We start from the raw sequence: 12,737 nt of genomic DNA on the forward strand, positions 1-12,737 counted from the left end.
GCCGATCTGGTTCGGCTGGACCGCGCACTTGTGGTATTTCTCGGGCTTGCCGATTGAGCCGGCTCGCTCGGCGGAGCGATGTCGCAAGCGGATCCTCAACCGGTCCATTCCAATTCAATCCCCGCCTCGACCTGGTCGATCCACCAAGAAGGTGGCTTTCACTCAGGAGTAGTACGGGGGTTCGGTGTCGGGATCGTCGACGACGACGTCGACACGCGGCTCGGCCACGATCCGATCGATCGCGTCCGGGCTTGCGCCGATCGACGCGAAATGAGGATCGACGTCGCGGGTCACGCACCACGCGTGATCGGCTGGCCACACGAACGCGGGGGTAGGTGCTTCAATGTCATTCAGCAGTGTCTTGATCTGGGCGTCCCAGTCGGCGACGTCTCCAAGGGTGCCGTGGAACAGGAAGTAGTCGCGGTTCGGGATCGAGATCTTCGGCGTCGGATCGTTGGCGGTGAAGCTCGGCCACCCGTCCCAGATGCAGAAGTAGCAGTCATCAGGCGTGCCTGTATAGCGGGCGAGCTCGGCCAGCACAACCCCGAGTTGTTCGTTGTCGGACAGCCCCTCCGGGTCGCGTTGGGCATCGCCTTCCGTTTGTACCGGATAGGTCGGGTCTGGGACGAACCGTAAGCGTGCGTACTTGTCGAAGGCGACCGGCCCCCGACCCGCCAACCGGCGCCAGTCCTCGTCTCGTTGTTCGAGCCAGCGCGCGGCCGACAGATCGACACACCGTGTGATGCTCATTCGACCAGTGTGACCGTTCTGGCGTTCGTGCTGGAAGCGTCGAGCACGTGCCAGACCGCGATCCCTCACTGGACGCGGCTACCGGGACCGTGCAGCCCGCTCGTTGCGGTCATGGTTGATCTTTCGAGGCTCTCCGATCGGCGTTCAGGGTGTCATATGACAACGCGCCGATGCGGATCTCGGCCCCTGGGGTGGCATCGGGTATCCCAAGCTTGCGCAGGCAGATGGCGACGATCTTTTGGCGATCGATCGCTTCGAGTCGTGGGGCGTGGACGGACTGCAGAAGACGAAGTATTCGCCTGTAGTAGGTCTGCGGTGGAATTCCAAACTCCGGCAGGATGTACTCGTCGCCTCCTCCGTAGGGCTCCCACTGCAGGGCATGGTTGACGAGTCGCGTGGCCTCTGCGGCGCGTCCCATGGAACCAACGGGTGATGTGTTTCCGGGCCCGCTCATTGCAACTCCTCGGCGGTACGCGTGGCCTCCAGTCGCTGCCGGACCGCGCCGAGGTAGCGGGCGGCGTCGGCGCCGTCGACGATCCGGTGGTCGTAGGACAGCGAGAGATACGCCATCGACCGGACCTCGATGTGCAGGGCTCCTCCGTCGCCGCGGGTGGGGACGAGGCGGTCGACGACGGTGCCGATCCCGAGGATGGCGGACTGGGGCTGGTTGATGATCGGGGTGTCGAACAACGCCCCACGACTACCGGTGTTGGTGATGGTGAACGTGCCACCGGACAGGTCGTCGGGGAGGATCGTCCCTGACCGCACACTGTCGGCGGAGGCGGCGATCGCCCTGGCGAGCTGCGGAATGCGCAGCTCGCCGGCGTCCCGGATGACGGGAACCATCAGGCCCTTGTCGCTGTCGACGGCCATCCCGAGGTGCACGGCCGAGTGGTAGGTCACCTCGGTGCAGTCGGCGTCGAGCGAGGAATTGATCACCGGATGCTCGCCCAGCGCCTCGACGGCGGCGGCGACGAAGAACGGCAGGAAGGACAACTTCACTCCGGTCCGGCGGTGGAACTCCTCCTTCTCCCGGGAGCGCAGCCGGGCGATCTCGGTGACGTCGACCTCGACGACGGTGGTCAGTTGCGCTGACGTCTGCAGGGATTCGACCATGCGCCGGGCGATGGTGCGGCGGATCCGCGGCAGTTTCTCCACCCGATCACCGAGGGGTGTCGGCGCGACCGTCGACGTAGGAGACGGCACCGGAGTGGGGACCGGTTCCGGGGCGGGCGCCGGCGCGGAGGCGGTGCCGTCCTCCTCGCCGAGCACGGCGATCGCCGTACCCACCTCGACCACCGTGTCTTCCTGCGCGAGGATCTCGAGAAGGATTCCGGCGGCGGGGGAGGGGATCTCGGTGTCGACCTTGTCGGTGGCCACCTCGAGCAGCGGCTCGCCCGCCTCGACGCGGTCGCCGACGGATGTGAGCCAGCGGGTGATGGTCGCCTCGGTGACGTTCTCGCCGAGCGACGGCAACTCGACGGTGGTGCCGATGTCAGTGGTGGTCATTGGTGGTGTCTTTCTGGGTCAGTCGACGAGGTTGAGCGCCGCGCGGACGATGCTGTCGGTGTCGATGCCGTGGTAGCGGTAGACGTCGTCGAGGGATCCGACCTGCCCGAACTTGCTGACCCCGAGTGCGGCGCCGAGGACGTGGTTGATGCCGGTCAGGAACGCGAGGGTGTGCGGGTGTCCGTCGAGGACGGTGACCATCGGGGTGGCGCGGTCGGCGGGGAAGACCTGGTCGAGGATCCACGACGGACCGTCGGCGAGTCCGCGGCGGGCTTGGACCGCCTCGAACAACAGTCCGGGGCTGGTGACGCACACGACGTCAGCGGCGATGCCCTGCTCGGCCAACCGGTCTGCGGCGGTGAGGGTTTCGGTGATCACCGCACCCATCCCGACCAACGTCACCACCGGATTGTCGGCGTGCCGGAGGGTGTAGGCGCCGGCGACCACCTGGCGGCGGCGCCGCTCCCGGGCCGCCGGGTCGGTGGGGACGGCGGCGAGGGTCTGATCGACCGGGCGGGTCGACATGCGCAGGTACGACGAGGAGCCGTCGGGCCGACCGAGGCGCGAGATGCTGTCGAGGAGGGTCCATTCGGTGTCGATCGCGAAGGCGGGTTCGTAGCTGACGCACCCGGGCTGCTCCAGCCCGATCGACGGGGTCTTGATCGACTGGTGCGCCCCACCTTCCGCGGCGAGGGTGACTCCGGAGGGGGTGCCGACCAGGATCGACTGCCCGCCCGCGTAGATGCCGTAGGACCAGGGTTCGAGGGCGCGTTCGACGAAGGGGTCGTACATCACCCCGATCGGGAACAGCGGCTGCCCCCAGCGGCTCCAGGTGGCGCCGAGTTCCCCCATCAGCCCGACGAGGTTGGTTTCGGCGATGCCGAGTTCCATGTGCTGTCCGGTGGGCTTTTCCCGCCAGTGCATGATCGTTTCGGCGTCGTCGTCGAACCAGTTGCGGCGCTCGTTGGGCGACCACACCCCGACCTTGTTCAGCCACCCGGCCAGGTTGGTGGTGGAGGAGACGTCGGGGCTGACCGTGATGACCCGTTTCGCGGCGTCGGGGGCCTGGCGGGACAGGTCGAGCAGTGCCCGGCCCAGCGCCGCCTGGGTTGTCGACGTGCCGGACGGGGTGCGGCCGATGTCGGCGGGCACGGCGGGTGGGTTTGTCAGGTCGACGGGATCGCGCGAGAGCCATTCGGCGGAGGCGTCGCAGACCCGGCCGGCGGTGCTGTCCGGGGCGAACCGGGCCCACGGATTGTTCGGGTCCATGCCCAGTTCGGCGGCGAGCTGTTCGTACTGTTCGACGGTCAGCAGCGACGAGTGGTTCTGCGGGTGCCCCTGGGTGGGCAGGCCGCGGCCCTTGATGGTGTAGGCGATGATCACCGTGGGGCGGGTGTCGTCGATCTGCCCGTACGCCGCCCGGAGCGCGTCGAGGTCGTGCCCACCCAGGTTGCGGATCGCCGCGAGGAGGGTGTCGTCGTCCAACTCGCCGATCAGGGCCGCGATCGCGGGGGCGTCGGGGCCGTCGCCCGGCAAACGACGCCGCACCTGTTCGGCGTCGCAGCGCAGCAGCCGCTGGTATTCGGGGTTGGGCATGTCCAGGATCCGGGTGCGCAGCGCCGGACCACCGGCCCGGGTGAACAGTGATTCGAGCAGGGTCCCGAATTTCACGGTGAGCACCTGCCATCCGGCGGCGGCGAACATCGATTCGAGCCGGCCGGCGGCGATGTTGGGGACCACGCGGTCCAGGGACTGCCGGTTGAGGTCGACGATCCACACGATCTCCCCGAGCTCGGCGACGGAGTGGTCGAGGATCGCCTCCCACACCGCCCCCTCGTCCAGTTCGGCATCCCCGACGAGGGAGTACTGCCGGCCCGTCCCTGTCGAAGCGATCTGGGTGTTCACGTAGCGGCGGGCGATGGCACCCCAGATCGGGGCCGTCGCACCGATCCCGACGGATCCGGTCGAATAGTCCACCGGGTCGGGGTCTTTCGCCCGACTGGGGTACGACTGCAGGCCACCGAACTCCCGCAACGTCGTCAGATACTTCCCGTCCAGTTCGCCGAGCAGGTAGTTGATGCCGTGCAGCACCGGCGAGGCATGTGGTTTGACCGACACCCGGTCACCGGGCCGGAGTTGCTCGAACCACAGCGACGTCATGATCGACACCATCGACGCGCACGACGCCTGATGCCCACCCACCTTCAACCCCGACAGGTTCGGGCGAACCCGGTTGGCGTGGTGAATCATTGCGGTCGACAGCCACAACACCCGTTTCTCGATCTGCTGCAGGGTGTCTGTGGCGGTGTCGGGTCGCGGGGTGTGGCGGTGGGTGTTGAGGGTCGGGCTGTTCATGGTGTGCGGTCCTTGCGTGCGGATCGGGTGGTGAGCGGCGTTCAGTGGGCGGCCCGAGGTCCTCGGCGCGGCGGAGGTCGGCCCCGGCACCCCAGGGGTTGTGAAAGTGTTCTCGTCCCCCGGGGAGGGGTGGTCCGGGTTGAGATCAGCGGGACAACACGGCGCCGAAGGTGCGGGTCAGTTCGTCGACCGGGTCTGCGGCGGCGCTGGTGGCGCGCCAGGCCACATGGTTGTCGTGGCGGACCAGGATCGCGCCGCCGTCGTCGATCTGGCGTATCTGGTCCCAGGTGCCGGATGGATCGGTGAAGTCGGCGCCGGCGGCGATCTGGGCCACCTTCACCCGGACCCCGAACTTGTCCCGGACAGATTCGGCGGCCTCGGACCAGGCCTCGCCGTCGGCGCCGGTGATGAGCACGAAGCAGGCATCGTTCTCGGTGAGGTCGTGGGTGGAGATCGTCTGACCCTCGGTGTGGATCCAGGCGTGCGGAAGTCGGTGCCCGGGGCGGGTGGTGGGGTAATAGATGCCGCCCATCGCATCGCGTGGCGGCGCGTCGCTGCCGTCCGGAACGAGTGCGCCTTCGCGGTAGGAGAACCCGATTTCGAGGTCGTGGGCCTGGAATTCGGTGCGCTGGGTGTCGACGACCTGTGCGGCCCTGGCTCGGCGGGTCGCACCCATCGGGGTGTCGGAGAAGTAGGCCTCGAATGCCTGGATCTGCGCGTCGAGGGGCTGTCCGGGGATCAGGCCGATGCCGGCGTCGATGACCATGTGGTTGAGGAAGGTGAACATGGCCCAGTCGACGTTGCGCATGCCCACCGGCCGCCGTTCGGGCTCGTAGGTGTCGAGCAGGGCGGGGGCGGCGTCGCCGTTGATCACTGCGGCCAGCTTCCACGCCAGGTTGTGCGCGTCCTGGATGGCGGTGTTCAGGCCGAGTCCGGTGGTCGGGGGATGACGGTGGGCGGCGTCGCCGGCGAGGAAGACGCGACCGACCTGATATCTGTCGGCGAGGACGCCCTCGAGGATCCAGTGGCTGACCTTGTGCACCTGAACCTCGAGGTCGGGCAGCTTGAGGAGCTCCCGCAGCCGCGGAACGATCGCCTCTTCGTCGAATCGGGCCGGGTCGTCCGGCCGGAAGGTGAAGTGCAGCACGAACTCTTCCGAGTGCTTGCCCCACGTCGGGCCCATCGCGGCCAGTGCCCCGCTGCTCCACGAACCGGCGCCTTCGGGGTTGAGCAGCCAGGTGATCAGGACGTCGTCGTCCCAGTACCGGGACAGGTCGGCGGTGAAGTGGGTGCTGACCATGTCCAGGATTCCGCTGGGGCCTTCCATCTGCACCCCGAGCGACGGGCCGACGGTCTTGCCGCCGTCGGCGGCCACCATGTACTGGGCGTGGACGGTGTAGGTCTCCTGGGTGTCGCGGTCGAGCACGACGGCATGGATTCCGTCGTCGTCCTGTGCGAAGGAGACGAGTTCACGGTGGAAGTGAATCGCGTCCGGCGCCCGGCTCTCCGCGTGCTCGCGCAGCAGCGGTTCGAGCCGGACCTGCGGATAGTTGCTCGACAGACAGGGGCTGTCTTCGGCGTACTTGTTCTCGAGGCCGCCGCCACCGAAGGACTCCAGGGTGAACAGGGTGCGGCCGTCGAGGTCGCCGTCGCCGCCGAGGGAGGTGACCCACTGGGTCTTGCCCATGTTCTTCGTGGGAGTGCCCACCGCGTAGATCGAGTCCGCCACCCCGACCTGCCGGAAGATCTCCATGGTCCGTTGGTTCAGGTAGTGCGCCTTCGGCAGTGGCGAGGTGCCGGTGTGCCGTTCGATGAGGTGGTGGGCGATGCCGTGCTCGGACAACAGGATGGAAGTGGTCATGCCACATCCGCCTCCGCCGACGACGAGGACGGGAACAGTGATATCAGACATGGGTCGCGCTCCTGGAAATGGAAGTGATGGTGGTGGGGTGGGCTAGAACGAAGTGGTGGCGCATTTCTCCGATTCCTTCGGCGTGGGAGACGAGTTCGTCGGACGGGCCGATCAGTCGTGGGGGTTGCCGGGTCCAGCCGATGCCGCCGGGGGTTCCGGTGAAGATGAGGTCGCCGGGTGAGAGCGGCAGAATCGAGGACAGGTAGGCGACGAGGTCGGGGATCGGGAAGATCAGGTGCCGGGTCCGTGATTTCTGCATCTGCCGGCCGGACAGGATCGTGCCGATTTCGATGTCGTCGGGGTCGTCGAACTCATCGGGTGTGACCAGCATCGGCCCGATGGGGGCGAAGCCGGCGTAGGACTTGCCGAGGTTGAACTGCTGCGGCGCCGGACCGGACAGCTGCAGTTCCCGCTCGGACAGGTCCTGACCCAGCGTCAGCCCGGCGACGTAGTCCCAGGCTGTGTCCGCGTCGACATGCCGGGCAGGGCGGCCGATGACGGCGACGAGCTCGACCTCGAAGTCCACCGACCCCGCGGGCAGTTCGATGTCGTTGTACGGGCCGGTGATCGACGCCGGGAACTTGGTGAACACGAACGGCGCCTCGGGCACCTCCAGCCCGGCTTCCTCCACGTGATCGCGGTAGTTGACGCCGACGGCGAAGATCTGGCCCGGCCGCGGCACCGGGGCCTGCAAGGTTGATGCGACGACAGGCGCGCCTTCGGTGCCCGTCACCGTCTGGGCCCAGTCGGTGAATTCGTCCCACCGGTCGAAGACCGCCTGAGGGTCGGCGGAAAACCGGCGGCCGCTGGCGTCCTCGACGTCGACCGCGACACCGTCCGTCACGATCGCGAGTCGGCCGGATACGTTGGCCAGTCGCATAAGAATGTCCTTCGATGAGAATCTTGTGTTGGTGGTCCCCGGTGCGGTGGCCGGGGAACTTGTCAGAGCCGGAAGCGGGCCACGCCGCTAGCTGGTCAGCGCGGCCAGCGGATCGGGGAGATCCGGGCTTGTTTCCAGCGCCCAGGCGTGGGTGGTGATGTCCCGGGCCGCAATTCCCTGTGCGAGTGCCTGCCGCATCAGGTCCGGATCGAACGAGACCCCGACCGGGTTGTCCCCGTATTCCGGGCCATGCATGTAGGCCGTCGCTTCGTCGGGAGTGGCGAAGTTATCGATCTGCAGCTCGACGAAATTGCCGTCGGGGTCCTGGTAGTACAGCGACGTGGTGACACCGTGCTGAATCGGGACCTTCGGCGCGATTCCCTTCTCCTTCAGGACGTCGTACCGGTCGAGAAGGTCGTCGAGGGTGGGGAAGGTGTAGGCGGTGTGATGCATGCCGGCCGCGGTGGACGACCTCGGATCCAACTGCACAGGAGCGCCGAGGAAGGCGATGCGGTGGTGCTCGTCGTCGAAGGTGACGAAGCACAGACCGTGGCCTTCGAAGACGACGTGCGCATCGAGCACCGTGCAGTACCAGTCACGCATTTCTTCGAGTCGGCTGGTCTGGAGTACAACATGGGCGAACGTGGGCGTGGCGGTCATGGGGGAACCTTTCATGCGAAGGTGCACCGAGAGGAGGGGTCCGACGCAGTACACGTGTGGTGCGTGACACAATTTCAACGCACTGTGATGCGGATGACCACTGGCCATGGGCGCAAGCTCGAGCACGCGATTTGGTCTGGAGACCAGATGCGTCTGCCGGGGGTCGCCGCAAGCCGAGATCTGAGGAAAGGACGCCGGGGTGTCCCACTGGACCCGCGAACTGACCGGGGCCCGCTCCCACGGGCCCGAACTCGCGTGGCTCGGTCCCGAGGAGGACCGTGTCCGATCCCAGCTCGGAGAGGGAGCCGTGGACTGGGCGATCGAGGTCGGCGACCGCATCACCGCCAAGGTCACCCAGGAGATCCCGGTGTTGAGAGGGATCACCGAGGCGCTGCGCCGCGCCACGACGTCGACGACGCTGCAGGCGTTGACACTGGTCGCCGGCCTCGTCGACTCGGAGGCGTCACTGTCGAGCACCGAGGAAATCGACATCTCCCGGCAATTCGCCCGCCGCGGCCTCGCGCTCGACGATCTGCTGCGCTCGTTCCGAGTCGGGTACGCCGTGCTCGGTGCCGCACTTCTCGACGCGGCCACCCAACTGGCACCGAAGACCGAGATCACTACCGAACTTCGGCGCATCTCCGTCCTGCTCCTCGAGGTGATGGACGATTTCATCAGCGACGGCGCGGCAGCATTCCTCGACGAACAGGACACCTGGACCGCGAGCATCACCGCCGCCCGATACGATCTCGTGACCAAGATCCTCGACGGCCACCCTGTCGATGACGGCCAGGCCGAACAGGTTCTCGATTACCCATTGGGCGCGGCGCACGTGGCAATCATTGCGTGGAGCGAATCACCACGCGGACTCACCGGACACGACCTGCGCAGCGTGGTGGACCCGGTTCTGCGCCACTGGGGCGCACCGGCAGCCACATTGGTGATTCCCGTCGGATCGGATACGGTCTGGGCGTGGGGTGCCGTGACGCCGGCCGCGCAGGCGCACCACACCGGACTACCGGAGTTCGACGACGTCCATGTCGTCGCCGGCCAGCTCGGCCACGGTCTCGAGGGGTTCCGCCGAAGCCACCTCGAGGCACAGGCCGTCGAGCGGTTGGTCCGCCTCGACCCAGAACCGCCGCACACCACCACGATCCACGAAGACGTCGAACTCGACGTGCTGTTGCTGGCAGATCCGGAAGCCGCCCGACAGTTCGCCGCACGACAGCTCGGCGCCCTCGCGGCGGACGACCCACGCATGGTCGAGCTACGCTCCACTCTCAGCCGGTACCTCGATATGGATCGCAGCATCTCCAAAGTAGCTGCTGCGGAACATATTGCACGCAACACAGTCACCTACCGCGTGCAACAGGCCTTCAGCATCTGCGCACACCCCGTCGGCGCCCCCACCGCCAAACTCCGTGCGGCCCTCATGGTGCGGGACCGGCTCGCCACCGCTCCTCCACTCGACGACTCTCCGACAGGTGAGCAGGAGAGCGATACTCCTGCGGTGACTCAGTGAATTGCTCGACTGTCCGGTCTCCCTCCCTCTTTCGAGGTCACGAGGGACAATGGCATCGGCATGCTTCGGTCGTCCTCCACCGAAAGGCGCAGGTCGATGACGGTTCACACTGCGGCCCTCGACGTGTCCCGATTCGTTGTGCAGCCGCGAGATGACGATGACTTCCCGCGGTTGGCCTCATCCACGACAAGCGCGCGCCCGACATCGTTGCCGCCGAGATGGGCGTCGGCGTTCCCCGGGGCGGCGAACCTGGCCGAAGTCGTGAAGAAGTTGGTCGACGCCGACACCCGGAACCAACACAAGGAGACAGTCATGAAGGAAGAACCGACACACCGGCCCACGGTCGTCGACCGGGCCACCTTCCAAGCCGAAATCGATGCCTTGCGGGTCCGGGAAGGCACACACCCGGGAAGGCGACGCGATCGCCGCGGCCCGGCGGCGGCTCCCGATGGTTGAGATAGACCCCAACCTGGAGCTGATCGGGCCTCACGGGTCACTCACCCTGCTCGACGCCTTCGAAGGGCGCCGACAGCTGATCGCCTACTATTTCATGTGGAACCCCGGCCGTCCCGCGGCCGAGCAGTGCGAAGGCTGCACGGTGTATACGAGCCAGGTCGGCGAGCTGTCCTACCTGCACTCCCGCGACGTCACCTACGCAGTCTTCTGCCAAGGGCGCAACACCGCTGTCGCGGGGGGCGAGCCGCAGGTGTCGTACGACGAGAGCGTCCGGTACCGCGACTTCATGGGCTGGGACATCCCCTGGTACTCAGCGCAGCCCTCCCTCCACACGCTCCTCGTCGGTCGCGAGATCGGCTTGTTCCACCTTGTGTGCTACCTCCGGGAGGGTGACCGCGTCTTCGAGACCTACTGGACCAACCGCCGCGGCGCCGAGGTGATGGACTACAGCTGGGCTCTGTTGGACCTGACCGTCTACGGGCGTCAGGAGGCCTGGGAGGACTCGCCCGCGGGCTGGCCGATCGGGTGGGACAGCAACGAAGACCAGTATCGGACCAACGGACGTCCCATCGCCCAGTGGTCGCGGCTCGAGGCTGGACGCTCCGACTACCTCGGAACCGCCGCGACTGAGCCACCGCCCGGACCTCACCGGTGTCACTAGCCGACGCCGGGACCAGTTCCCGAGCCGACACAATCCAATAGGGCCGGGTGGGTCCGGGGAGCGCCCCCACGCGTACCGGCAGTCTCGCTCCGCCATCACGCGGGAACGTCGCACAAACCGAACGATGAAAGGACGGTTCGTCCGAACGTCGAGTCCCCCACCCGTCCCGCGAGCGGATCGGCTCACGGGATCGCCAATCACTCCTGACGGGCGTACCAAGGCGTGCCGATCGTCCGTCGCGGAACGACAGACCCTACACAAACCTCACAATCTGGACCTCAGAGGCGCTCCGGAACTGGCACTGTGCTCCCCACGGCACGCTCCATACAGTGTTGTGCATCACATCAACAGTTCAGTTCGCGGTGGACCGTCTCCCCCTTTCTCCGCCGGCACTGTTCTCCGTTCCAACCGCCGGTGATCCGACCCGGATCGCGATGGCGACCTGACGTTTCCGGTCAGCGCACAGTGGAGGAAAACGTGACTGCAACACCACCCCCGGCCCAATCCCAGGACTCCGACCAAGACAATGGCCAGGAGTCCGGGCTCGGAAAGGGCCTGAAGAAACGGCACATGAACCTCATCGCCCTGGGCGGCGTCATCGGTGCCGGATTGTTCGTCGGCAGCGGTGTCGTCATCGAGAGCGCGGGCCCGGCGGCAATCGTGTCGTTTCTCATCGCGGGGGTCATCACGCTCCTGATCATGCGGATGCTGGCGGAGATGGCCGTGGCCAAGCCGGTGGTCGGATCGTTCTACGTGTACGCCAGGGAAGCGCTCGGCAATCGCGCCGGATTCTCCGTCGGCTGGATGTACTGGTACTTCTTCGTCATCGTCGTCGCCGTCGAAGCCATCGCCGGCGGTCGAATACTCCAGCTCTACCTGCCGTCCGCGCCGCTGTGGATCCTCAGCCTCGGCCTTCTCGTCATCCTGACCTGCACCAATCTGGTGTCGGCGCGGTCGTTCGGCGAGTTCGAGTACTGGTTTTCGTCGATCAAGGTGATCGCGATCGTCCTCTTTCTCGGTCTGGGTGCCCTGTGGATCACCGGACTGTGGCCGGACTCGACCCCCGGCGTGGCGAACCTCGTCGATCACGGCGGATTCGCTCCGCTCGGCTGGGGTGCGGTGCTCGCCGCGGTCGTCCCCTGCGTCGCGTTCTTCACCGGCGCCGAGATCGTGACCATCGCGGCCGCCGAGTCCGCGGAACCCAAGAAGGCCGTCGCCCGGGCGATGCGTTCCATCGTGGTCCGGATCATCACGTTCTACGTCGGATCCATCTTCGTGGTCGTCGCCGTGGTGCCGTGGAGCGCCGAAGCCGTCGGGGTCAGCCCCTACGCGGCGGCCCTGTCCGCCCTGCACATTCCCGGGGTGGCCACGATCATGAACGTCGTCATCCTCACCGCGGTGCTGTCCTGCCTGAACTCCGCCCTGTACACGTCCTCGCGGATGCTCTTCGCCCTCACCCGCAACGGAGACGCCCCGCACATGTTCACCCGCCTGTCGGGTGGCGGAGTGCCCCGGCGCGCCATCCTCGCCGGGACGGTGATCGGGTACGCGTCGGTGATCGCGGCGTTCGTCTCCCCGGATCTCGTGTTCTCGTTCCTGGTCAACTCGTACGGCGCCGTGGCGCTGTTCGTCTACCTCATGATCGCGATCTCCCAGGTCGCGCTCCGCCGGAAGCTGGAGGCGCAGGATCCCGGGGCCCTCAGCCTGAAGATGTGGCTGTTCCCCTGGCTCAGCTACGCGACCATCGCGCTGATGGGGACCGTGATCGCCGCGATGGCCGTGCTCCCCACCACCCGTTCGCAGTTCTGGCTGAGTGTGGTGACTCTGGCCTTCATCCTGATCGGCTACGAGTTCCGCCGGCGCAGCCGCACCAGCGCCGAACGTCTCGACGCCGTCACCCCGCCCGCGGAATCGGCCCCGGAATCGGCCGCCACGGGTGCCGAGGCGGAACAACTCGTCGGAGTCGTGACACGCGAGCAACACTGACACACTGCTTCACCCGAAGAGGGGCAGGGACCGCACCGGCGGTCCC

The 12,737-nt window shown here is 67.0% G+C and carries 10 protein-coding genes; 3 read left to right on the top strand and 7 right to left on the bottom strand.

The genetic code is table 11. From position 1 onward, the window contains the following. Positions 1–162: 162 nt before the first annotated feature. From ACFTZB_RS34870 to ACFTZB_RS34900, 7 genes are all read right to left on the bottom strand, one after another. Entirely contained in the window at positions 163–750 is a 588-nt protein-coding gene (locus ACFTZB_RS34870) for a hypothetical protein (RefSeq protein WP_378438782.1), read from the bottom strand. Positions 751–859: 109 nt separating this feature from the next. Next, complete coding sequence (locus ACFTZB_RS34875) at positions 860–1,204, bottom strand: hypothetical protein (RefSeq protein ID WP_378438784.1); 345 nt, start codon at positions 1,202–1,204, stop codon at positions 860–862. Continuing rightward, entirely contained in the window at positions 1,201–2,259 is a 1,059-nt protein-coding gene (locus ACFTZB_RS34880) for a 2-oxo acid dehydrogenase subunit E2 (RefSeq protein WP_378438786.1), read from the bottom strand. Before ACFTZB_RS34880 ends, ACFTZB_RS34875 begins: the two co-directional genes overlap by 4 nt. Positions 2,260–2,277: 18 nt before the next feature. After that, the gene (locus tag ACFTZB_RS34885) at positions 2,278–4,614 is read right to left on the bottom strand and encodes a pyruvate dehydrogenase (RefSeq protein WP_378438788.1); all 2,337 of its coding nucleotides are present in this window, start codon (positions 4,612–4,614) and stop codon (positions 2,278–2,280) included. Between the two features lie 145 nt (positions 4,615–4,759). Next, a complete protein-coding gene (locus ACFTZB_RS34890) occupies positions 4,760–6,526 on the bottom strand; it encodes an FAD-dependent oxidoreductase (protein ID WP_378438790.1) in 1,767 nt (588 codons plus the stop codon). Then, positions 6,519–7,406 carry a fumarylacetoacetate hydrolase family protein gene (locus ACFTZB_RS34895; protein WP_378438792.1) on the bottom strand — a complete coding sequence of 296 codons (888 nt, stop codon included), beginning with the start codon at positions 7,404–7,406 and terminating at the stop codon, positions 6,519–6,521. The genes ACFTZB_RS34890 and ACFTZB_RS34895 overlap by 8 nt, the downstream gene beginning before the upstream one ends. An 87-nt stretch (positions 7,407–7,493) precedes the next feature. Next, positions 7,494–8,066: a VOC family protein gene (locus ACFTZB_RS34900; RefSeq protein WP_378438794.1), complete on the bottom strand. Its 573-nt coding sequence runs from the start codon at positions 8,064–8,066 to the stop codon at positions 7,494–7,496. Between the two features lie 199 nt (positions 8,067–8,265). Here ACFTZB_RS34900 and ACFTZB_RS34905 point away from each other — a divergent pair, with 199 nt between their 5' ends. The 3 genes from ACFTZB_RS34905 to ACFTZB_RS34915 all read left to right on the top strand — a co-directional run bounded on the left by ACFTZB_RS34905 (position 8,266) and on the right by ACFTZB_RS34915 (position 12,691). Continuing rightward, positions 8,266–9,588 (top strand): PucR family transcriptional regulator, encoded by a 1,323-nt coding sequence (locus ACFTZB_RS34905; RefSeq protein ID WP_378438796.1) that lies wholly within the window; start codon positions 8,266–8,268, stop codon positions 9,586–9,588. Positions 9,589–10,036: 448 nt separating this feature from the next. Next, positions 10,037–10,705: a DUF899 family protein gene (locus tag ACFTZB_RS34910; RefSeq protein WP_378438798.1), complete on the top strand. Its 669-nt coding sequence runs from the start codon at positions 10,037–10,039 to the stop codon at positions 10,703–10,705. Between the two features lie 477 nt (positions 10,706–11,182). Continuing rightward, positions 11,183–12,691, top strand: a complete 1,509-nt coding sequence (locus tag ACFTZB_RS34915; protein ID WP_378438801.1) for an amino acid permease — start codon at positions 11,183–11,185, stop codon at positions 12,689–12,691. Positions 12,692–12,737 lie beyond the last annotated feature (46 nt).

It is taken from the genome of Rhodococcus sp. NPDC057014 (genome assembly GCF_042673295.1).
Lineage (GTDB): Bacteria > Actinomycetota > Actinomycetes > Mycobacteriales > Mycobacteriaceae > Rhodococcus_F.